General features: G+C 64.0%; 19 protein-coding genes and 1 pseudogene. 13 read left to right on the top strand and 7 right to left on the bottom strand.

Annotated elements, in window-relative coordinates:
- The first annotated feature begins 162 nt into the window (after nucleotides 1-162).
- From ligA to AC1D2G_RS09525, 4 genes are all read left to right on the top strand, one after another.
- Nucleotides 163-2,367, top strand: a complete 2,205-nt coding sequence (ligA, locus tag AC1D2G_RS09510) for an NAD-dependent DNA ligase LigA (RefSeq protein ID WP_477226996.1) — start codon at nucleotides 163-165, stop codon at nucleotides 2,365-2,367.
- Complete coding sequence (locus AC1D2G_RS09515) at nucleotides 2,367-3,059, top strand: DUF2461 domain-containing protein (protein WP_477227091.1); 693 nt, start codon at nucleotides 2,367-2,369, stop codon at nucleotides 3,057-3,059. Before ligA ends, AC1D2G_RS09515 begins: the two co-directional genes overlap by 1 nt.
- A 111-nt stretch (nucleotides 3,060-3,170) precedes the next feature.
- Entirely contained in the window at nucleotides 3,171-3,899 is a 729-nt protein-coding gene (locus AC1D2G_RS09520) for an AzlC family ABC transporter permease (protein WP_477226997.1), read from the top strand.
- Nucleotides 3,896-4,192 carry an AzlD family protein gene (locus tag AC1D2G_RS09525; protein WP_477226998.1) on the top strand — a complete coding sequence of 99 codons (297 nt, stop codon included), beginning with the start codon at nucleotides 3,896-3,898 and terminating at the stop codon, nucleotides 4,190-4,192. The genes AC1D2G_RS09520 and AC1D2G_RS09525 overlap by 4 nt, the downstream gene beginning before the upstream one ends.
- A 221-nt stretch (nucleotides 4,193-4,413) precedes the next feature.
- On the opposite strand, the gene AC1D2G_RS09530 is transcribed toward AC1D2G_RS09525, so the two are convergent.
- From AC1D2G_RS09530 to AC1D2G_RS09540, 3 genes are all read right to left on the bottom strand, one after another.
- Nucleotides 4,414-6,258: an aminopeptidase P family protein gene (locus AC1D2G_RS09530; protein WP_477413508.1), complete on the bottom strand. Its 1,845-nt coding sequence runs from the start codon at nucleotides 6,256-6,258 to the stop codon at nucleotides 4,414-4,416.
- Between the two features lie 145 nt (nucleotides 6,259-6,403).
- Nucleotides 6,404-7,276: a 50S ribosomal protein L11 methyltransferase gene (locus AC1D2G_RS09535; protein ID WP_477413510.1), complete on the bottom strand. Its 873-nt coding sequence runs from the start codon at nucleotides 7,274-7,276 to the stop codon at nucleotides 6,404-6,406.
- Nucleotides 7,277-7,355: 79 nt separating this feature from the next.
- On the bottom strand, nucleotides 7,356-7,934 hold the full coding sequence (locus AC1D2G_RS09540; protein WP_477227001.1) for an SCO family protein: 579 nt from the start codon (nucleotides 7,932-7,934) through the stop codon (nucleotides 7,356-7,358).
- 188 nt (nucleotides 7,935-8,122) lie between these two features.
- Between AC1D2G_RS09540 and AC1D2G_RS09545 the strand changes: the two genes are divergently transcribed.
- The 3 genes from AC1D2G_RS09545 (at nucleotide 8,123) to AC1D2G_RS09555 (ending at nucleotide 10,022) form a co-directional block, all read left to right on the top strand.
- Nucleotides 8,123-8,626 carry a CreA family protein gene (locus tag AC1D2G_RS09545; RefSeq protein WP_457151471.1) on the top strand — a complete coding sequence of 168 codons (504 nt, stop codon included), beginning with the start codon at nucleotides 8,123-8,125 and terminating at the stop codon, nucleotides 8,624-8,626.
- 77 nt (nucleotides 8,627-8,703) lie between these two features.
- Complete coding sequence (locus tag AC1D2G_RS09550) at nucleotides 8,704-9,345, top strand: DapH/DapD/GlmU-related protein (protein ID WP_477413512.1); 642 nt, start codon at nucleotides 8,704-8,706, stop codon at nucleotides 9,343-9,345.
- 251 nt (nucleotides 9,346-9,596) lie between these two features.
- Nucleotides 9,597-10,022 carry a low affinity iron permease family protein gene (locus AC1D2G_RS09555; protein ID WP_477413514.1) on the top strand — a complete coding sequence of 142 codons (426 nt, stop codon included), beginning with the start codon at nucleotides 9,597-9,599 and terminating at the stop codon, nucleotides 10,020-10,022.
- A 34-nt stretch (nucleotides 10,023-10,056) separates the two neighbouring features.
- Here AC1D2G_RS09555 and AC1D2G_RS09560 read toward each other — a convergent pair whose 3' ends face one another.
- Entirely contained in the window at nucleotides 10,057-10,923 is an 867-nt protein-coding gene (locus tag AC1D2G_RS09560) for an SDR family NAD(P)-dependent oxidoreductase (RefSeq protein WP_477413516.1), read from the bottom strand.
- A gap of 262 nt (nucleotides 10,924-11,185) precedes the next feature.
- Here AC1D2G_RS09560 and AC1D2G_RS09565 point away from each other — a divergent pair, with 262 nt between their 5' ends.
- Nucleotides 11,186-11,467: a hypothetical protein gene (locus tag AC1D2G_RS09565; RefSeq protein WP_184874898.1), complete on the top strand. Its 282-nt coding sequence runs from the start codon at nucleotides 11,186-11,188 to the stop codon at nucleotides 11,465-11,467.
- A 143-nt stretch (nucleotides 11,468-11,610) separates the two neighbouring features.
- Here AC1D2G_RS09565 and AC1D2G_RS09570 read toward each other — a convergent pair whose 3' ends face one another.
- On the bottom strand, nucleotides 11,611-12,186 hold the full coding sequence (locus tag AC1D2G_RS09570) for a TMEM175 family protein (protein WP_477413518.1): 576 nt from the start codon (nucleotides 12,184-12,186) through the stop codon (nucleotides 11,611-11,613).
- A gap of 166 nt (nucleotides 12,187-12,352) precedes the next feature.
- Entirely contained in the window at nucleotides 12,353-13,825 is a 1,473-nt protein-coding gene (locus AC1D2G_RS09575) for an MATE family efflux transporter (RefSeq protein ID WP_477413520.1), read from the bottom strand.
- 142 nt (nucleotides 13,826-13,967) lie between these two features.
- Here AC1D2G_RS09575 and AC1D2G_RS09580 point away from each other — a divergent pair, with 142 nt between their 5' ends.
- Entirely contained in the window at nucleotides 13,968-14,756 is a 789-nt protein-coding gene (locus AC1D2G_RS09580; RefSeq protein WP_477413522.1) for a L,D-transpeptidase, read from the top strand.
- A gap of 57 nt (nucleotides 14,757-14,813) precedes the next feature.
- Here the strand turns inward: AC1D2G_RS09580 and AC1D2G_RS09585 are convergent.
- Nucleotides 14,814-16,296: pseudogene (locus AC1D2G_RS09585) on the bottom strand (esterase-like activity of phytase family protein).
- A 309-nt stretch (nucleotides 16,297-16,605) separates the two neighbouring features.
- Between AC1D2G_RS09585 and AC1D2G_RS09590 the strand changes: the two are divergent.
- The 4 genes from AC1D2G_RS09590 (at nucleotide 16,606) to AC1D2G_RS09605 (ending at nucleotide 21,804) form a co-directional block, all read left to right on the top strand.
- Nucleotides 16,606-19,017 (top strand): GcvT family protein, encoded by a 2,412-nt coding sequence (locus tag AC1D2G_RS09590; RefSeq protein ID WP_477302075.1) that lies wholly within the window; start codon nucleotides 16,606-16,608, stop codon nucleotides 19,015-19,017.
- Nucleotides 19,018-19,026: 9 nt separating this feature from the next.
- Nucleotides 19,027-20,580, top strand: a complete 1,554-nt coding sequence (locus AC1D2G_RS09595) for a trimethylamine methyltransferase family protein (protein ID WP_477302227.1) — start codon at nucleotides 19,027-19,029, stop codon at nucleotides 20,578-20,580.
- A 98-nt stretch (nucleotides 20,581-20,678) separates the two neighbouring features.
- Entirely contained in the window at nucleotides 20,679-21,434 is a 756-nt protein-coding gene (locus AC1D2G_RS09600) for a bestrophin-like domain (RefSeq protein WP_477302077.1), read from the top strand.
- Nucleotides 21,435-21,489: 55 nt separating this feature from the next.
- Nucleotides 21,490-21,804, top strand: a complete 315-nt coding sequence (locus AC1D2G_RS09605) for a ferritin family protein (RefSeq protein ID WP_095087016.1) — start codon at nucleotides 21,490-21,492, stop codon at nucleotides 21,802-21,804.
- Nucleotides 21,805-21,837 lie beyond the last annotated feature (33 nt).

The raw sequence follows: 21,837 nt of genomic DNA on the forward strand, positions 1-21,837 counted from the left end.
CCTTGGATCCGAAAGCTGATCTATGGTCGCGGACCACCAAAGCGCGTCGCGCCGAATCGGATTTGCGCGACGCGCTCTGGGTCTTTGTTGCTATGCGTGTCGTTGTCCCAAAACCGCTGCGCACTTTTGGGCGGCATACATCTATGAGCCGGGTCTGAAACCATGTCCGAAAAACCAGTCGATGCCCTGACAGACAGCGAAGCCAAAGCCGAGCTGAAGCGCTTGGCGGAAGAGATCGCCGAGCATGACCGGCGCTACCATACCGAGGATGCGCCGATAATCTCCGATGCGGAATATGATGCGTTGACGCGCCGCAACCTTGCCATTGAGCAGCGCTTTCCGGCGCTGGTGCGCGAGGATTCGCCGTCGCGCAGGGTCGGTGCGGCGCCGGCGGAAGGCTTCGCCAAGGTGCGCCATGCGGTGCCCATGCTCAGCCTCGCCAAGGCCTATACCGACGAGGATGTCGCCGACTTCATCGAACGCGGCCGGCGGTTCTTCGATCGCGACAAGGATCTCGACATCGCCTTCACGGCCGAGCCGAAGATCGACGGTTTGTCGGCATCGCTGCGCTATGAAAGCGGTGTGTTCGTGCAGGGCGCAACGCGTGGCGACGGTGCCGTCGGCGAGGACATCACCGCCAATCTCAGGACGATCGCCGACATCCCCGCGAAGCTGAAAGGCTCGGGCTGGCCAGAAATCATCGAGATACGCGGCGAGGTCTATATGACCTACGCGGAATTCGAGGCGCTGAAGCAACGCTCGGCGGCGGTTGGCGGCCAGGACTACGTCAATCCGCGCAACACGGCGGCCGGTTCCCTGCGCCAGAAGGATCCATCCGTCACCGCCAGCCGCAACCTCAAATTCTTCGCCTATGCCTGGGGCTATACGTCTGAGGATCCCGCTCCGACCCAGTACGGCGCCGTGCAGAAGTTCAAGGATTGGGGGTTCGCGATCAGCCCGCTGATGGTGCGGGCGAAGTCGGCCGAGGAGTTGATCGCGCATTATCATCGGATCGAGGAGCAGCGCTCCTCGTTGGGCTACGACATTGATGGCGTCGTCTACAAGGTCGACCAGCTGGAGCTGCAGCGCAGATGGGGTTTCGTCACCGGCGAGCCGCGCTGGGCGGTTGCGCATAAATTCCCCGCCGAACAGGCGATGACGACCGTGCAGAAGATCGACATCCAGGTCGGCCGCACCGGCACGCTGGCGCCGGTTGCGCGGCTGGCGCCGGTCACGGTCGGCGGCGTCGTGGTCGAAAACGTCACGCTGCACAATGAGGACTACATCAAGGGCCTGGACAGCACGGGACAGCCGATAAGGGACGGCATCGACGTGCGCATCGGCGATACGGTGGTGATCCAGCGGGCAGGGGATGTCATTCCACAGATCGTCAGCGTCGTCATCGACAAGCGTCCGCCCGACGCCGTGCCATACGAATTCCCGCACACCTGTCCGATCTGCGGCTCGCCCGCGACGCGTGAAATCAACGAGAAGACAGGCAAGGAAGATTCCCGCCGCCGTTGCACCGGCGAACTGATCTGCCCCGCGCAGGCCGTGGAAGGATTGCGGCACTTCGTGTCACGCGGTGCCCTGGACATCGAAGGCCTGGGCGCCGAGAACATAGACACTTTCTTCAATGCGGGATTGATCAAGACAGCCGCCGATATCTTCACGCTCAGGGATCGCCGTCCGGCCGTCACCAAGGCGTTGGCCGAGCGGCGCGAGGAGCAGGCCAGGCAGCGCGAGGCGGCATCGGGCAAGACGCGCAAGAATGTGCGCAGCGTCGAGGATCGCAATTACGAAGGCCTCGACAAACTGTTTGCTGCCATCGACTCGCGCCGCGAACCGGAACTGGACCGCTTCATCTTCGCGCTCGGCATCCGCCATATCGGCGAAACCACGGCCGCAGTGCTTGCCAAAACCTTCTCGACCATCGAGGAACTGATCCGCGTCGGCAAGGAGACAGCGGCGGCCGACGATCCGCACAGCGTTTTCCCATCGGTCAACGGCATCGGCGACACGGTCATCGATGCGCTACGCGACTTCTTCGGCAACGAACGCAACGACGACGTGCTGGACGCGCTGCTCAAACAGGTCAAGCCGAAGCCGTATATCGTGACCATCTCGGCCGACAGCGCGGTGGCTGGCAAGACGATTGTGTTCACAGGCACGCTGGAAAAGATGACCCGCCCCGAAGCCAAGGCAATGGCCGAACGCCTCGGCGCGAAGGTCGCGGGCTCGGTTTCGGCGAAGACGGATCTGGTGGTCGCCGGGCCGGGCGCCGGCTCCAAGCTCAAGCTCGCCAGCGAGCTCGGCGTCGAAGTGATCGACGAGGACGCCTGGCTGGTGCGGATCGGCAAGGCGTGATGGAAGGTGCATTCAAGGGTTTCGGGCAGAAGGCCATTCCGTTCCTGAAGGCGCTGGATTTCCATCAGAGCCGGGAGTGGTTCCTGGAAAACCGCGACCTGTTCGAAAAGGAGTTGCGCGATCCCTTCGGCGATCTGGTCGAAACGCTCACGGAGCGTTTCACGCAAGCTGGGCTCGGCCTGCGCGGCGATCGCAAGAAGTCGCTGTTCCGTATCAACCGCGACGTGCGCTTCGCCAAGGACAAGCGGCCTTACAACCGGCATCTGTCGGCGATCCTGTCGCCCGACGGCACCAAGATGGCGCACGGCGTGTTCTACGTTCATGTCGGGCTCGAGGGTTGCTTTGCCGACGTTGCCTGGTGGCAGCCGGAGCCGGCACTGCTGCTGGCTATGCGCAAAGCCATCGCGACGCAGCCTGACAAGTTCCGCGCCATGGTAAAGGCGCTGAAGAAGAACGGCCTTGAGCTTGAGACGGAAGGCCGCATGAAGCGTACCCCACGCGGCTTCGAGCAGATCAGCGAACCCGATCTGACTGACGCCATCCGCAACCGGCATTTTGTCGTCCAGCATGTGATCGACCCGGCGGGGATCCATGGTGCGCAGCTGGTCGGCGAACTCGTCGATTTCACCTTGCGCGCCAGGCCGCTTCTCGACTGGGGCAGGGCGATCGAGGGCAAAGCCCTCGCCGCCTAGCCTTCGACAAGCATCACGACGATCATTTCCGCTGATCATTTGGCTCAAGCAAATTCGTGTGACAGACCGGGCTGCGCCACCTACATACCGCCCTTCGCAAGGGAGTGATTGATGGCGACGGACGCAATCTCCGAGAGTGGTGCAAGGAGCGATTTCTGGCAGGGCGTACGGCTCTCGATGCCTGTCGTGGTGGCGTCGGCGCCATTCGCGGTGCTGTTCGGGGCGCTTGCGGTCGACAATGGCTTCTCGGTCCTCGAGGCCTTTCTGATGAGCGCGCTGGTCTATGGCGGCGCCAGCCAGATGGTCGGTATCCAACTGTTCGGCCAGCATGTCGCGCCTTGGCTGATCGTGCTGTCGATCTTTGCCGTCAACTTCCGCCATGTGCTCTATTCCGCCGGCATCGGCCGGCGCATCGCGCACTGGCCCATCATCGAGCAGGCGCTCGGCTATTTCATCCTCACCGATCCGCAGTTCGCCGTGGCCGAGGCGAGGGCGCAATCCGGCCAGACGGTCGGCTTCGCCTGGTATCTTGGACTTGGCCTGCCGGTCTATGTGTTCTGGGTGATCGAAAGCGCGCTTGGCGCGGTGTTCGGCAAGCTGATCCCCGACACGCATGCGATGGGCATCGATTTCCTGCTGCCGATCTATTTTCTCGGTCTCGTCCTGGGCTTTCGCAAGCGGCCGCTGTGGCTGCCGGTGGTCATTGCCAGCGCTGCCGCCTCGATCATTGCCTACAAGACCGTCGGCTCGCCCTGGCACGTCTCGATCGGCGCGGTTGCCGGTGTGCTGCTCGCCGTCATCCTGCCACCTCACCACAGCGGCGTGAAGGCACGGCCATGACCACGACATTCTGGATCATCATCGCCGGTGCGATCGCGACCTATCTGACGCGCATCGGCGGGCATCTGGTCATCTCCCGTTTCGAGAACATCCATCCGCGCGTCGAAGCCGGCCTCAATGCAGTGCCGGCGGCGGTCCTGACGACACTGGTCGCGCCGGAGCTGTTGAACGCCGGGCCGGCGGAATGGGCAGCACTGGTTGTCACCGCCGTAGTTTCGCTGCGCGGCGGGCTGATGTCGATGTTTCTCGCCGGCGCGGCGGTGCTGATACTGGCGCGGCAGTTCGTCGGGTAGGAATTCTGCCGTGCGACCGTGGCGCCGCCCCTCATTGTCTTGCCCGGCATTTCTCCCCGTATAGAGACGGGGAGAAAGACGCTGTCATTGAGGGTTTCGCCAATCGCCAGCGTTGCAGAAAAGGGCGCCGAGGTCGCAACGGCCCCTTCTCCCCGTCACTATACGGGAAGAAGATGCCGGCAGGCAGATGAGGGGTAGCGCCAGCTTTCCAAGACCAGCCCCTAAATCTTCGCATCGTGCGGCAGCGGCGCGGTGGCCTTTTCCAGCCAGGCCAGCGTTTCGCCGTCTAGCATCGGTCCGATCTCAGCCAGCACGCGGGCATGGTAGGCGTCGAGCCAGTGCAGCTCGTCGCGCGTCAGCAGATCGGTGCGCACCAGGCGGATGTCGATCGGCGCCAGCGTCAGCGTCTCGAAGCCGTGCATGGCGATGTCGCCGCCCTCGACCTGTTCCGCCGGCGTCACCAGGATCAGGTTCTCGATGCGGATGCCGTAGCAGCCTTCCTTGTAGTAGCCGGGCTCGTTGGACAGCATCATGCCTTCGAGCAGCTTTTCGGTGCCGGTGCGGGCAATGCGCTGCGGGCCTTCATGGACGGCCAGATAGGAGCCGACGCCATGGCCGGTGCCGTGGGCAAAGTCGCAGCCGTGCTTCCACAGCGCCATGCGGGCGACGGCGTCGATCTCCGAGCCGCGTGTGCCGGCGGGGAAGCGCAGCGTCGAAATACCGATCATGCCTTTCAGCACCAGCGTGAAGCGTTCGCGCATTTCCTCGGTCGGCTGGCCGATCGGCACCGTGCGGGTGATGTCGGTGGTGCCATCCTGATACTGGCCGCCGGAATCGAGCAGGAACAATTCGCCGGCCTGCAGTTTGCGGCTGGTGGCACGCGATACGCGGTAGTGCATGATGGCACCATTCGGCCCAGCACCGGAAATGGTGTCGAAGGAGATGTCGCGCAGCGGCATCTGGGTTTCCTCGCCGGTCTGCCGGCGCGTCTCTTCCAGCCTGGTCACCACGGTGATCTCGTCGAGCGAGCCGGGTTTCTGGCGCTCCAGCCAGCACAAAAGCTTCGCTACTGCAGCGCCATCGCGCCGATGCGCGGCGCGGGAACCGTTTATCTCGGCCTGGTTCTTGGTGGCGCGTGGAATGCGGGCAGGGTCGGCTGCGGCAACCACGGTGCCGCCATTGTCCTCGACCAGCATGCGCAGCCTGTCGGCCGCCAGCACCGGGTCGAGCGCGATCTTCGCGCCACCCTTGGCAAGGGCCTCGATCGCCGCCTCGAATTCGCCGGGCTCATGTGGCTCGGCGAGCTGCGTGAGATAGGCCTCGACCTGGCGCGAGAATTTGCGCCCGTCCATGAACAGCTGATGCGATCCGTCGGCTGCGAGGATGGCGAAGCCGAGCGCCAGCGGTGTATGCGGCACGTCACCGCCACGGATGTTGAAGGCCCAGGCGATGGAAGAGGGGTCGGTCAGCACCGCATGGGTGGCGCCGTCCTTGGCGATCGCCGTTGCCAACCGCGCCAGCTTGTCCTTGGCGAGTTCGCCGGCAAAGCCGATCGGGTGGAGCTCGACCGGCGCTACCGGCGCCTCGGGCTGGTCCTTCCAGATGATGTCGATCGGGTTCTTGTCGAGCGGCACCAGCACAGCGCCGGTCTTGTCGGCCGAGGCCTGCAGTGCCTTGACCTCACTGATGGTGTGCAGCCACGGGTCAAATCCGAGCCGTGCGCCCTTGCCCAGATTGTCCCTGAGCCAGGCGGCTGGCGGGTTGTCGACCAGGCTTTCGATCGAAAAAATGTCGAGATCGACCTCGTGGCGCACCTGCAGCGTGTAGCGCCCGTCGACAAAGACGAAGGCGCGGTCGCGCAGCGCGATGGCGACACCGGCCGAGCCGCTGAAACCGGTCAGCCATTTCAGCCGCGCCGAGCGATCGGCGACATACTCGCCCTGATGTTCGTCGGCGCGCGGCACGATGAAGCCGTCCAGCCCGTTGGCGGCCAGCCACTGGCGCAGCAGCGCGACGCGCGGCTTGCCGACAGCCGGATCGCCCGCGGAATCGAAGGTCTGGAACATCGTGGCCTCCCTGAATTGCGCGCGACCGTAGCGCACGGGCTTGAAAATCGGAATCGATTTCCGGCTGGCGCAACCTGCTACAGCATCGCTTGACTGACAACCGGCCGGGCTTGGTCCAAGCTGGGTCGTTGCCGGCGTGTCGGCCTCAATGCTTGAGGTGGATCGTCACCCAGCCCTCGCGGTGCAAGGTGCGCACGTGGCGGAAGTTCTGGCCGACATAGGCCGAGACGACGGCGTCGCGCTGGCGCTCGAGGATGCCTGACAGCACGATCGAGCCACCAAGTGCGATGTGATCGGCCATTTGCGGTGCAAGCCGCATCAGCGGCCGCGCCAATATGTTGGCGACGATGAGATCGAAGGGCGCGCGCTTGCCAAAGATCGGGTGGTGAAAGCCGGGCGCGGTCACCGTCTCCACCAGCGCCTTGACGTGGTTGAGCCGCGCATTGGCGGCAGCCACCCTAACCGCCACCGGGTCGATGTCAGTGGCCAGCACCGGGATGTGCGCCAGCTTGGCGACGGCGATGGCCAACACCGCGCTGCCGGTGCCGAGGTCGAGCGCATTGCGCGGGTGCTCGCGGCGCATGACCTTTTCCAGCATTTCGAGGCAGCCGGCGGTGGTGCCGTGGTGGCCGGTGCCGAAGGCAAGACCCGCCTCGATCTCGATGGCGAGTTCGCCGCTGTGGCGCTTCCGGCGGTCATGCGCGCCGTGGACGAAGAAACGGCCGGCGCGCACCGGCTTCAAGCCTTCCAGCGAGCGTGCCACCCAGTCGATGTCGGGCAGGGCCTCGCGGCCGATCGGCTTCGCGATGGAAAGGCCGGCAAGGATGTCCTTGGCCCGCGCCTCGACGGCATCGACGTCGCCATCGGCATAGAGCGACACTTCGTAAATGTCGCGATCTTCATCGACCTCCAGCACGGCGATCGGCAGGCCTTCATCCTCGAAGGCCGCCTCGAACACCGCGAAAATGCTGACAGATTCGAGCTTTCCGGTGATGAAATGAAGCCGCGTCTGGGTCATGGATTAAGTGTCTTGCTCGAGCATGATCTTGTCCGAAAACCGGTTCCACTTTTCGCTGACGCGGTCCTTCGGTTCGGGATCATGCGCCCTCGGCCAGTCGCTTCAACTTGGCGACGGCCGTGTCGGCGCTTTCGCCATAGGCGATGGTGCCGGCAAAGTCGCCCTTGGCGTTGAGCAGCAGCACCGAGGCGGTATGGTCCATCGTGTAGTCGCCGTCGCCGGTGTCGACTTTCTTCCAGTAGATGCCGAACGACTTGGCCATGGCATGGACCTTGTCCGGATCGCCGGTGATGCCGACGATGCGGTCGGAGAAATTGCTGACATAGGCGTTCATCACATCGGGCGTGTCGCGCTCCGGATCGACCGAGACGAAATAGGCATGCAGGTTTTTGCCGTCGTTGCCGAGGGTCTTCAGCCAGCCCGCCAGTTCGAACAGCGTGGTCGGGCAGACTTCGGGGCAATGGGTGAAGCCGAAGAAGACGACGCTGGGCTGGCCCCTGAACGCGGCCTCGGTGATCGGCGCGCCTTTCTGGTCGACCAGGGTGAAGGCAGCGCCGAAGGGCTCGCCGCCATAGTGGCCGCGGTACCAGTCGAAGGTCAGCCAGCCGATGCCGGCCGCCATCAGGACGAGAATGCCGACCAGAATAGAACGCATCATCAGTAAGGTCCGTCCACAGAATCATCGGGGCGCCGGCCCAAGGCCGCGCCAGCATGACAGTCTTAACGGTTCGACCCCGTCCAGGCAAAGTGCCGCGTTGCCGCAACCGCAGTGGTGTTGACGTATATGCTTGCAAAGCGGGGTTGGTCGCCCCACCTGTGACCGGCAACTCGAAGCAGGAGGCTCCCTTGCAAGCACTGATTGGGCGGAAACTGATCGGCGGCGCGTTGGCCGCGTGCGTTGTCCTTGGCGCTGGCACGGCGGTGGCCGATGAAGTCGGCAAGGTCGGTGTCGACTGGCTGGGCAACGACATCATCGTCGAGGCGATCAAGGATCCGAAGGTGGAGGGCGTCACCTGTCACGTCGCTTATTTCGATCGTGGCATCATCGACCGCCTGCATAAGGGGAACTGGTTCGAGGATCCGTCCGATTCATCGATCTCCTGCCGCCAGACCGGCCCAATCACCATCGGCGACATCGATATGAGCGAAGGCGGCGAGGAAGTGTTCAAGCAAGGCATCAGCCTGATCTGGAAGAAGCAGGTGGTGAACCGCATCTACGACAAGGCCAACGAGACGCTGATCTACCTGTCGCATTCACGCCAGGTGCAGAACGGCTCGGCCAAGATGTCGGTCACCACCGTGCCGCTCTACGGCCAGAACGTGGTGTGGACCAGCGGCAAGCCGAAATAGGTGGGTCGGCTGGAACCGAGCTTACGGACGGTTGGTCCCGCTTGCGGGACCAACCGCCTAGGGGTAAAGCCGCCCGCATGGACCGTTCCGAAAATCTCGTCCCGAAGGATTCCGAGCCGCGCATCCATCCGACCGCGGAACTGAAGGCCTGCAAGCTCGGCCGCTATGCCTCGATCGGCGAGCGGGTGGTGCTGCGCGAGGTGAGCGTCGGCGACTTCTCCTATTTCGAGCGCCACGCCGAAGCGATCTACACGACGATCGGCAAATTCTGTTCGATCGCTTCAAACAGCCGCATCAACGCGCTGGAGCACCCCATCGAGCGGCTGACCCAGCACAAGGTCAGTTACCGGCCGAACGAGTATTTTCGCTGGCTGGGCGTCGACGCCGCATTCCGCGAGCGGCGGCAGGCGAAAGCAGTGACCATCGGCCATGATGTCTGGATCGGCCATGGCGCGGTGATCATGCCCGGGGTCACCATCGGCAATGGCGCCGTCATCGGCGCCAATGCGGTGGTGACGCATGACGTACCGTCCTACGCCATCGTCGCAGGGGTGCCGGCCAGACCGCTCAGATCACGCTTCCCGGCCACTGTCGCGGCTCGGATCGAAGCGCTCGCGTGGTGGGACTGGCCGGTCGAAAAGCTCGCCAGGGCGGTTCCCGACATGCAGGCATTGCCGATCGAGGCGTTCCTCGACCGCTGGGAAAACGACGCCATCTGACCGGACTGAAACCCCTTCCGCCATGCGGGGGTGGCGCGGCGGAAGGGGCTGGAGATAACCCGCTGGGTAGCGGAAGGAACAGGCACTCTTGCCTGTGCCGCCATTGTGGCATTGAAGCCATAAGGCGTGTTTTCCGCCTTGTTCTCTTTATGCGTGTAGCCAATTGCGCCTGACGTATTTGTTTGCGCCGGGAACCTGAAGCGGTCGCCGGTTGTTTCTCATCGCGCTGCTGCGTTGAGGGATTTCGACACATGGAAAAGCTTTTCACCAAGATCGCCAACTGGGTCGCCCACGTCACCGGCCTGCCGCTGACATTTGCCGCCTGCTGCCTGATCGTCGTCGTCTGGGCGGTGACCGGGCCGTTCTTCGGCTTTTCGGACACCTGGCAGCTCGTCATCAACACCGGCACGACCATCATCACCTTTCTGATGGTCTTTCTCATCCAGAACACCCAGAACCGCGACGGCGCGGCGATCCAGGCCAAGCTCGACGAGCTGATCCGCGTCAGCGAGGGCCACAACAACTTCATCGGCATCGAACATCTGACCGAGTCGGAGGTCGAGGAGATCCGTGACAAATGCGAGCGTGCGGCCAGGCGGCATGACGAGAAGATCGCCGCCATGGCGGCAAAGAAGGCCGTGGTGCAGAAGCGCGGGCCGAAGAAGCACGCGGCTTGAAAGGCTGGAATTCAGGATCAGTCTCTGAGAACGCTCATTGCCTCATGTAGGCCGCGAAATTCTCCTTGTAGTCCGGATGCCAGCGCGACAGGGCCGGACGGTTCTCGATGATGTCGCCGATCGCCCAGGCCATGCGCTTTTCATCCAGCGGCCGCGCCGCCTCATTGTCCGGGCACAGGATGTAGAAATCGCCCCTGGTCAGGGATTCCAGCATGAAATCAATGACCTGTTCGCCGCTCCAGGCGCCAGCCGGTTTTTCCGTCGCGCCCTCGGTGAGGCCGGTAAAGGTGAAGCCGGGGATCAGCAGATGGGCGGCGAGATGGGCGCCGGGTTCGTTGCGCAGCGCGTGCGCCAAGCCTTCCGTGTAGGTCTTCACGCCAGCCTTTGAGACATTGTAGGCGAGGTTGCCGGGCGGCGTGGTGATGCCTTGCTTGGAGCCGGTGTTGACGATCAGGCCGGGCTTGGCCGAGGCCAGCATGCGCGGCGCGAAGGCCTCGACGCCATGCACGACGCCCCAGAAATTGATGTCCAGAAGCCGCCTCCAGGCATCGCGGTTTTCCCAGGGCTTTCCGGGGTTGTTGCCAACGCCGGCATTGTTCATCAGCAGCGACACGTCGCCGAAGGCGCCGAACGCTCTTTCGGCGAGACGGTCCACTTCATCCGCGTTCGAAACGTCGGCGGCAACGGCAAGCACAGCATCGTCGCCCGCAATCGCGGAAACGGCGCGGGAGGCGTCGTCAAGGCGTGCGCTGCCGATGTCTGCCAGCACGATCTTCATGCCCATCAATGCAAGCCGCTTGGCGGCCGCAAGACCAATACCGCTGGCGGCGCCGGTGATGACGGCGGTGTTGCCCGGGCCAAGCGCGGGCAGGGCGGTCTGGATTTCGGCGTCGGTGATCATGGGCTATGGGGTCCTTCTTTCGATGGCGCAGAACTTAGCGCTGGAACGGGCCAGCGCAAGCCTCACTCGCACGTAAAGCGCATTGGGTTTGAAGGGATTTATGCGGCGCGCTTCGGGCCTTGTTTTCATGCATGTCGTCGTCCCAAAGCCACTGCGCCCATTCGGGCGACATGCATTGGCCCGGGTTGACCAGCCCGGCCGAGGCTGCGCATGTTGCCTCGGCAAAAGGAGACTTTTGCCGTGAGAGATGGAGATTTCCTGATTGACGGACTGGGTCGCAATTCTGAAGGAACAGACCGCCACGGGCGATCAGATGAGCCGCGAGGTGCCGCAGATGCTGGCCAACCCCGACATCAGCGAAGCGCAGGTGAAAACGCTCTTTTCCGCGCTGGAGAAACAAGCCGAGTTCGTCGAGAAGCTGCGCATGGCACTGGAGAAATTCGGCCATGATTTCTCGATCATCAAGGCGGCGGAACGGTTGGAGGAGCGCTATGCCGACCTTGCCGCCTCGGTGGCGGAAAAGCTGAAGGCGATGCGCAAGTGAAGCAATTCCAGGAAAAGTGTGAGACGGTTTTCCGTCCGGAATTGCGTAAGACATAAGCAGAGCAATTCCAGGAAAAGTGTGAAGCGGTTTTCCCGGGAAAAGCGCGTAGCGCTTTCCCTGGGAATCGCGTCAGACAAAAAGCGCTATTTTTCGATCACCCGGGCGAAGCGCCTATCCGGCACAAACCAGATCATCGCAACCAGCACATAAACCGCGACGCCGATCCACTGACTGACGAAGGTCAGCAGGACGCCTGCGATGTAGAGGCTCAGCGAGATCTTGCCCTTGCGGTCATTGCCCAGCGCCTTGGCAAAGGCGGTCTCGTTGCCATGCAGGCGATGCAGTGCTGCGGCCAGTATCGTATAGGCGACGGCGCATAGCACGAGATCGATGCCATAGACGGCGACCGGCACCGGTGCGAAGTGGTTCTCGCCCATGAAGGCCGTCGTCACCGGCATCAGCGACAGCCAGAATAAAAGATTGAGGTTCGCCCACAGCACGCGGCCGTCGACGCGCTGCACGGTGTGGAACATGTTGTGCAGATTGTTCCAGTAGATGCCCACGTTGATGAAGGACAGCACATAGCTGAAGAAGATCGGCCACAACGGCAACAGGGCGGAAACATCCTCGCCATGCGGCACTTTCAGCTCGAGCACCATGATGGTGATGATGATCGCGACGACGCCATCGGTGAATGCCTCGACCCTGCCTTTGCCCATAAGTCCTCCCCCAATGTCAGCGAAATCTACGCGATGGCGGGACAGGCGGCTACCCGCCATGTGGCTGGGCGACCACCTCTGAGGACGGAACGGATCGGGGCGGTTCGGGTGGAAGAAGATCAATACGCCGCCGTTGCCGGCGAAGTGCGGAGGCATTGCCTGTCTTTCAGCCGTTGGGCATCTCGGGCGCCATATTCGCGCGCTGGCGCGGCACGCCAAGGCCGGTATCCGGCGGCTCGCCGGCGGCCGGCCTGTCCTCGATCATGTGCATGGTGCGCCAGCGGCCGAAGCGGTAGTAGGCCGCGGCCAGCACCAGCGAGGTGATCGAGCCGGCCGGGAAACTCCACCACAGCGCTTCCTCGCCGATCACGCCGCGCATGAAATAGGCGAAGCCGGTGCGCACAACCAGCACCGAAATCACCAGGATGATGAGCGGCGGCATCACAGCGCCGGTGGCGCGCACGGTGGCGAACAGCACGATGGTGATGCCGAACAGGATGAATGACCATGACGCAACATTGTTGATGTGGGCGGCGATGTCGATCGCAGCGCTGTCGTTGCTCAGGAACAGGCTCAGCACCGAACGGTCGAAAAGCCAAAGCACGGCAACCAATGCGCCGGTCAGCACCAGGTTGAAGCCGACACCGGAGGCGGCGATGCGGCCGATCCGGTCCCAGCGGCCGGCGCCGACATTCTGCGCCGCCATCGAGGAGACCGCCGCACCGATGGCGAGCGCCGGCATCTGGATGTAGGTCCAAAGCTGCGCGGCGATGCCGTAGGCGGCGGCGACCTGCGAACCGTAGGAGTTGACGATGCCCATCACCGTCAGCGCCGCCGCCGAGATGACGATCATCTGCAGGCCCATCGGCACTCCCTTGAACACGATGATGCGCAGCAAGGTAGGGTCGGGCCGCAGCAGAGCGAGGTTGGCGCCGGCCAGCCGCAGCGGGTGCTTGCGCACATAGAGCACGATCAGAATGGCGATTGCGCTGACCGTCTGGCCGATCAGCGTCGCGGTGGCGGAGCCGGCGATGCCGAGTTCCGGGAATGGCCCGATGCCACGGATGAGCAACGGGTTGAGCACAATGTCGAGGACGACGGCGAGCGCCATGAACAAAAAGGGCGTGCGTGAATCGCCGGCGCCGCGCAGCACGGTCATGACGAAGGACAGAAGGTTCGTCATCGGCACGGCGACGAAGATGATACGCAGATAGGAGCGCGCCAGCGGCAAGGCATCGGCCGGAGTGCCGAGCGTGTTGAGGATGGCGTCGACCCATATCCAGCCGCAGACCGCGAAGATGACCGAGACGAGGAAGAAGAAGGTCGCGCTGGTGCCGACGATGCGGCGCGCCTCGGGCAGGTCGCGGGCGCCGACCGACTGTGCCACCAGGATGGTGGCGGCCATGCCGACGCCGAACACCGTGCCGAGGATGAGGAACAGGACGAGGTTGGCGTTGGAGGTGGCAGTCAGCGCCGATTCGCCGAGAAAACGGCCAACCCAGACGGCGTTGATCGAGCCGTTGAGCGACTGCAGCACGTTGGAGCCGAGCACCGGCAAGGCGAACAGCAGCAGCGTGCGCGGGATCGGGCCACTGGTCAGGTCGCCGGTGCGCCGGCGCGTAGGCATCTTGTCGTCCATGGCAGGCAACTCGGCGAAGGCTTATGTCGGGTCCGGTCCGTGCCTTGATCTAATCATGTTCTCAAAGCTTCCGTAATCGGATACTGGTTCCGGGCGCGTGGGGCGCGCTCCTTACTAGATCAAACTCGTAAGCCGGGGGTTCATGTCCGATATTCCACTGTTTTTTGAGCGCCTGAACAGGCGCGCGTTTCTCGGTGCCTCCGCTTTGGGCGCGGCCTCCGTGGCTCTTTCGGCGTGCACCACGACGGAAGTGGTGACGCCGCCGGTGGCGGCACCGCCAAGCGATCCGGCTTTCGGCGATGTCGCTAGCATGTATGCGGCGCGCGTCGACGAGGGCTATCAGCTGCCGGCGATCCCGGTGGCCAAGATGGATCCGAAGTTCGTGCGTCAGATCGTGTCCGACCCGACCGGGGAAAAACCCGGCACGATCGTCGTCGATGTCTCCGAGCACTTCCTCTATCTGGTGCGCGATGGCGGCAAGGCTATCCGCTATGGCGTTAGCCTGGGCAAGGCCGGTTTCGGATGGACCGGCAGCGCCGTGGTCCAGGCGAGGAAGAAATGGCCGGTCTGGACGCCGCCGCCGGAAATGATTCAGCGCCGGCCGGAACTGGCGAAATACAAGGACGGCATGCCGCCCGGCCCGCAGAGCCCGCTTGGCGCCCGCGCGCTGTATCTCTTCCGCGACGGCAAGGACACGATGTACCGGCTGCACGGCACGCCGGAGTGGGATTCGATCGGGAAGAACGCTTCGTCCGGCTGTGTGCGCTTCATGAACCAGGACATCATCGACCTCTACGGCCGCGTCAACGGCGTCGCGCCGGTCTTCGTGCGCGCGAACCTGTCGGCCGCCGCGAAGATCACCGCCGTGTCGAACAGGACTGCCGAGCCGATCGATGCGGGCGTACCGAAGGACGCGGAGATGTTACAGTAAGTTTGCCTTCACGATCCGTAGGCGGACGCGCTTGGCGCGTCCGCCTGGGTGGTGGCGTTACTTCTTGGCGAGGCCGGGAAGCGTGACCTGATAGACCGTGAACATGGTGTCGACATCGGCGCCGTCCTCGGCCTTGTAGGGTGCGCCGACCTGGAAGCCGTCCTGGGTGAGGAAGTCGTTGTCGTTGGCCACGAACAGGAAATAGTCGTCCGGCAGCTTGGGATCGAGCACGCTGACCACCGACATCGCCTCCCACTTTTCCGAGAGGTTGTTCTTGTCGTTCGGCGCGCCATTGTGCAGGCCAAAGCGGCCAAGTTCGCCCTTGTCGTTGAGGTCGATGAATGGCGTCAGCTTGGCCGGCGTCACCGATGGGTCGAGCACGCCCTTGGGCGCCACCGGCTTGTCGGCGGCGTCGAAGGCGCCACCGGCGATGTCGGTCGCGGCGGAGAGATCGACGATGTTGATCTGGCGAAGCAACGAGGTGTCGCCCTTCAACCCCTGGCCGCTGCCGCTGTCGCGGGTCAGCATCAGGAAGGTCTGGTCGGACAGGGCGACGATCTCGCTCTGCGCCGCCACCTTGGTCTTGCCCTTGGCATCCTTGAACACCGGCAGCGGCACGACATATTCGTGCGCCAGCTTGAGATGGGCGAGGTCGGAAGCGTCATAGACCAGCGCGCGCGTGTTCTGGCGCGTCGCGCCGGAATCGCCGCCATCCTGCCGGGGCGCCGACTGCAGCACGGCGATCAGGAACTTGCCGTCCGGCGTCATCGCCATGCCTTCGAGGCCCTGGTTGTTCTGTCGGCCGGTATCGGGATCCTTCGGATCGGGCTCGGCAGCACCCGGGCCGGGATTGTCCGAGGCGAAGTTCGGCGCGCCATGGCGCATCGGCACGAGGGCAGCCGGCGGCTGGGTCGCCGACAGCAGGCGGCCTTCGGCGGAAAACCGATAGATGTTCGGGCCGTATTCGTCGGAGATGAACATCGAGCCGTCGGCTAGCCGCACGATCGCCTCGTTGTCGAGCGCCAGCTTGCCGTTGGCCTCGGGCAGGATCGGCATGTCGCCGCTTGCTGCGCGCACGCCGTTGAGCGGGTCGAGGCCGGTGGCATCAGCGCCCTTGTCGTCGGTCAGGAGCATGGTGTCGGCGAGTGTCGCCTTGACGCCGGACTGCTCCTGGCCGGCAGCGGGTGCCGCACCAGGCGCGGTCGGCGCGAACTCGATGCCGATCGTGTTGAAGGCGCGGCCGGTAGTCGGTGGTGCCGACGACATTGTAGCCGCGGTCCGGCAGCAGCCAGAGCGAACCCCTGTAACCGTCGGCACCATGCGTCCAGCCGGCGGTGTCGATCGCCATGCCGGAACCTGAGCCAAACGTTTCGCCGAACTTGTCCTTCTGGCTGGCCGGGATGCGGCCGACGCCGACCAGTCCCTTGTTGACGAAGCTGATGCCGCCGACGGTCGCGGTGCTGTCGGCCAGCCCCGGCGTCAAGGCGGTGAACATTGCCAGCGCGACGCCGAGCGACGCGGTTCGGTGCAGGTGTTTCATGGATGATCCTCTTTGTAACAAAGCGTGCCGGAGCGGCCGATGGCGAAAAAGCTGAAAGAGGTGCGGCATCGATGATGCCGCGCGCGCCTCCCCGAAAGCGGTCTACGGCCCGAACATGACGCTTGCGTGACAGCGCGCAAGGCCTCCCCGTCAGCTTCTTTGTAAGCCGACAAAAACGTGTGGTCGCACGAAAGAATTGATCACTCCCTCAGGCTCAGGTCGACAAAACGAGGTGTGTGCGCATCGCACTAGACACATATGTCCAGTGCGTATATGGTGCAGCCTTCGGACTAACCGGGGAGGGAAGCCTTGAAGTCGCACTACCGCTCAGTCGTCATCGGGGGTGGCGTGGTCGGAGCCTCGGTGCTCTATCATCTGACACGGTTCGGCTGGAGCGATGTGGCGCTGATCGAGCGAGCCGAACTGACGGCCGGTTCGACCTGGCACGCGGCGGCCGGGTTCCACGCGCTCAATGCCGATCCCAACGTCGCGGCGCTGCAGGACTACACCATCAAGCTCTATCGCGAGATCGAGGCCGAATCCGGCCAGGACGCGGGCCTGCACATGACGGGCGGCGTCAACATGGCCAGCGATCCCCAGCGCTGGGAGTGGCTGAAATCGGCCTGGGCCGTGTTCCAGTCGGTCGGCATCGAAACGGCTCGCCTGGTGACACCGGAAGAGATCAAGGAGATCTGCCCGATCGTCGATGTCAGCGACGTGCTCGGCGGCCTCTATGATTCCAACGAAGGCCATCTCGACCCTTACGGAGCGACGCATGCCTATGCCGGCGCCGCGAAAAAGCGTGGTGCCGACGTGATCCTGCGCAACCGCGTGGTCGCGTTGAAGGCGCGTGCCGACGGGCACTGGGATGTCGTCACCGAGCAAGGCACGATCGTGGCCGAGCATGTCGTCAACGCCGGCGGGCTATGGGCAAAGCAGCTCGGCCGCATGGCCGGCGTCGACTTGCCGGTGACGCCGATGGAGCACCACTATTTCATCACCGAAGACATTCCGGAGGTTGCCGCTCTCGACAAGGAACTCGGTCTTGCGGTCGATCTCGACGGCTTTTCCTACCTCAGGCAAGAGCGCAAGGGCGTGCTGCTCGGCGTCTACGAGCAGAACCCGAAGCACTGGAACATGGATGGCGCGCCATGGGATTACGGCATCGAGCTGATCCCGGAAGACATCGACCGCATCAGCCCGGAACTGTCCAAGGCCTATGAGCGCTTTCCGTGCCTGAGGACGGCCGGCATCCGCAAATGGGTCAACGGCGCCTTCACTTTCACCCCCGACGGCAATCCGATCGTCGGGCCGGTGCGCGGGCTGAAGAATTACTGGCTTGCCTGTGGCGTCATGGCCGGCTTCAGCCAGGGTGGCGGCGTCGGCAAGTCGCTGGCCGAGTGGATGATCTATGGTGAGCCGCAGGCCGACATCTTCGGCATGGATATCGCCCGCTATGGCGCCTTCGCGGCCAACCGCGAATATCTCAGGCAGACGACGCGCCAGTTCTATTCGCGCCGCTTCGTCATGACCTTTCCCAATGAGCGGCTACCCGCCGGCCGGCCGCTGAAACGCCCCGGCGCCTATGACGGCATGACGGCGGCGGGATGCGAATGGACGGCGTCCTGGGGTCTGGAAATCCCGGCCTATTTCGCACCGATGGGGTTTCGCGAGAACACGACGCTGCGGCGTTCCAACGCCTTCAACATCGTCGGCGACGAGGCGCTGCAGGTTCGGCGTGCCGCCGGTCTCGTCGATATCTCGGCCTATGCGCGTTATGCGGTCTCGGGGCAAGGGGCCGAAGCATGGCTTGACCAGTTGCTTGCCTGCAGGCTGCCGAAGCCGGGACAGGCGAGGCTGGCGCCGATGCTCGGCCATGACGGGCGGCTGAAGGGCGACCTCACGGTCATCAACTGGGGTGGCGGCGACTATTGGCTGATGGGCTCGTACTATCTCAGGGAATTCCACATGCGCTGGTTCGAGAGCCATGCGGCGGAGGGGATCACTGTCACAGACCTTTCCGACACGATGAGCGGCTTCCTGCTGACCGGGCCGAATGCACGCAAAATCCTGGCGCGCACGACGCATCAGGACGTGTCGGGCGCGGCACTGCCGTTCATGGCCTGCGGGGCATTCGACATCGGTATGGTGCCCGCGCGGGTTGCCCGCCTTTCGATCGCCGGTGAGCTCGGTTTCGAGATCAGTTGTCCGGTCACCATGCATGCCAGCTTGCGCGAAACGCTGCTGGCCGCCGGCGAGGATCTCGGCCTTGCCGAGATCGGCTATTACGCGCTGAATGCGCTGCGGCTGGAGAAGAGTTTCGGCATCTGGTCGCGTGAATTCACCCAGGGCTACACACCCGATCAGGCCGGTCTCGACCGGTTCATCGCGTTTGGGAAGGGTGACTTCACCGGTCGCGAGGCGGCATTGAAACAGCGGGAGGGCGGCAGCGGCCAATGCCTGGTGACGCTGGAGATCGATGCCATCGACGCCGACGCCAGCGGCTTCGAGCCGGTCTGGCATCAAGGCCGGCGCGTCGGCTTCGTCACTTCGGGCGGCTATGGCTATACTGTCGGCAAAAGCCTGGCGCTGGCGCTCGTCGATCGTGATTTCGCAGGCGAGGGCACCGCGCTCTCGGTGCATGTCGTCGGCACGGAGAGGCCGGCGCGCGTCATCGCGGCCTCGCCCTACGACCCCGAAGGCAAGGCGATGCGGCAATGAGGAGGATTTCTGATGGATGACGCGGCACGTGACAGCAGGCGCGAGCGCCGGCGTGGACGGACGGGCGAAGCCGGCTCGGAAACCAGCCGCCGCCCCAATTACCGTTCGCTGAGGAACCCGTTCCTGCCGCAGCCGATCTTTTCGGATGATCAGGTTGCCGCCATCCACGACACGGCGCTGCGCGTGCTGGAAGAGCTCGGTATCAAGGTGCTGTTGCCGCAGGCGCGTGAACATTTCGCCCACGCCGGCGCCCTGGTCGATCCGGACACCGACATGGTGCGCATCGGCCGCGATATGGTGACGGCGGCACTGGCCTCGGCGCCGAAGTCGATCCATGCTCATGGCGGTGCTCACACTCGCGATCTGACGCTCGAACTCGGCTCGATGACTTTCCTGGCCGGATGCGGGGCGCCGAACGTCACCGATCTCGAGCGAGGCCGGAGGCCGGGGACGCTGGCCGATTTCGAGGATCTGATACGGCTGGTGCAGCATTTCGATGTGCTGCATATGCTGGGACCCTGCATCGAGCCGCAGGACGTCGACAACCGCTTTCGCCACTATGCGGTCAACCGTGCCCAGCTGACGCTCTCCGACAAGCTTCCGTTCGTCTTCGCGCGCGGCACGCCGCAGGTCGAGGACGGCTTCGAGATGCTGCGGTTGGCGCGCGGCCTGTCGGAGGACGAATTCCTTGCCGGCGCGCACTGCTACACCGTCATCAACACCAACTCGCCACGCCAGCTCGACATCCCGATGGCGCAAGGCATCATCGATTTCGCCATGGCCGGGCAGATCTCCGTCATCACGCCCTTCTGCCTGGCGGGCGCGATGGCGCCGATCACGGTCGCCGGTGCGCTGACGCTGCAGCATGCCGAAGCGCTGGCCGGACTGACGCTGGCGCAGATCGTGCGGCCCGGCGCGCCGGTCGTCTATGGCTCCTTCTCCTCCAATGTCGACATGAAATCCGGGGCGCCGGCCTTCGGCACGCCGGAGCATGTCAAGGCGACGCTGGGCGCCGGCCAACTGGCGCGCTTCACCGGGCTGCCATGGCGGTCCGGCGGCGGCAGTGCGGCCAACATTTCGGACGCGCAGGCGGCGCACGAGACGCAATTCGCGCTGTGGGGCTCGGTGCTGGCCGGGGCGACGATGTGCATCCATGCCGCCGGCTGGCTGGAAGGCGGCTTGAGTGTTTCCTTCGAGAAGCTGGTCACCGATATCGAGGCGCTGCAGACCGTGGCTGAACTCTGCGCCCCGACGCCCGGCGACATCGATTCCATCGGCTTCGAGGCAATCGCCGAGGTACAGCCGGGCGGTCACTTCTTCTCGGCCGGCCACACCATGGCGCGCTACCGCACCGCGTTCTACGAACCGCTGGTCGCCGACTGGTCGAATTTCGGCAATTGGACGCAAGGCGGGTCGAAGACGGCGAGCGAGCGCGCCACCGGTGTCTGGAGACGGGCGCTGGCCGATTTCGTGCCGCCGGAATCGGCTATCGCGACCGCCGGCGTCCTCGACGCGTTCATCGCCCGGCGCACGCAAGAGGGCGGCGCAGCACCGGTGTCCTGAGGGCGGGCGCAGTCGCGCAAGACGCGTTACGCAGCTTTCGCGACGTGATCGGTGCCGGGGTCATTGGCAATCGGCGCATCCCGTGCAGAAATGGGCGCATGCGCGAAGCTTTGATCGCAGTGATGATCTTCCTGTGCCTGACAGCGGCGCCGCTGGCCAGCATGGCGATCTGGCCCAGGCTGCCGGTCAGACATCGCGACGAAGATACGAACAATGTGGTTCGGCTCGCCGCCAACCTGTTTGGAGTCATGACCTCGCTGGTGCTCGGCCTGATGATCAACTCGGCCAAGAACACGTTCGAATCGATCGATCACAACGTGCACGACTATGCGACGGAGCTGATCCTGCTCGACAGGACCTTGCGCGAGTATGGCCCGGAGACCGACGAGGCGCGCCAGCTGCTGGTCGTCTATGTGCAGAGGGTGGCGGGCGACGCTTCGCCGACGGGTGAAACTCCGGTCGTCGCCAACCGGCTGTCCGAACATCTGCTGACGGAGATCGGCACCCGGCTGAGGGCGCTGGAGCCGGCCGACGCGGCGCACAGCGCCCTTCTGCAGGATGCCGGTCAGCGTCTGCAGAAAGTGGTGGAGTTGCGATGGATTCTGATCGAGCAGTCGGAGGGCACGATCCCTGCGCCGCTGATCGCCATGCTGGTTGCGTGGCTGGTGCTGATCTTCGCCAGCTTCGGGTTCAGGGCACCACGCAACGCCATCACGGTTTCGACCTTCGTGGTTTCGGCCGTGCTGATCGCCGGTGCGATCTACCTCATCCTGGATATGGACATACCGTTCTCCGGCCCGATCCAGATTTCGCCGGCGCCCCTGCAGAGGGCATTGGCGGAATTGCAGCGATGATACGGAACCGGCGTCGATCCCGGGCATTCTGTGAGATGGCTCCACGGAGGACGACATGGGATTCGACCAGTATCACGAACCGCCTGAAGAACTGTCGCAGAAGGTGCGGACCTTTGCCCGCATGATCACCTCGCTGATCGAGGAGGCGGAAGCGATAGGCTGGTACGAACAGCGCATCTCGGTGGAGAAGGACCCGCAGGCCCGCGCCATCATGAAGAACGCGCAAGGCGAGGAGTTCAAGCATTTCGGCATGGATCTCGAATTCCTGCTGCGCCAGAAAAAGGATTGGCGGGCGGAACTGAAGGAAATCCTGTTCACCACGGGCGACATCGTCAAGGCCGGCGAGAGGGGTGAGAAAAAGGTGGATTGAGGCCTGATAGGTAGCGACCGATCTGACTCTGCT

This window comes from Mesorhizobium sp. P2_C7 (assembly GCF_056404515.1).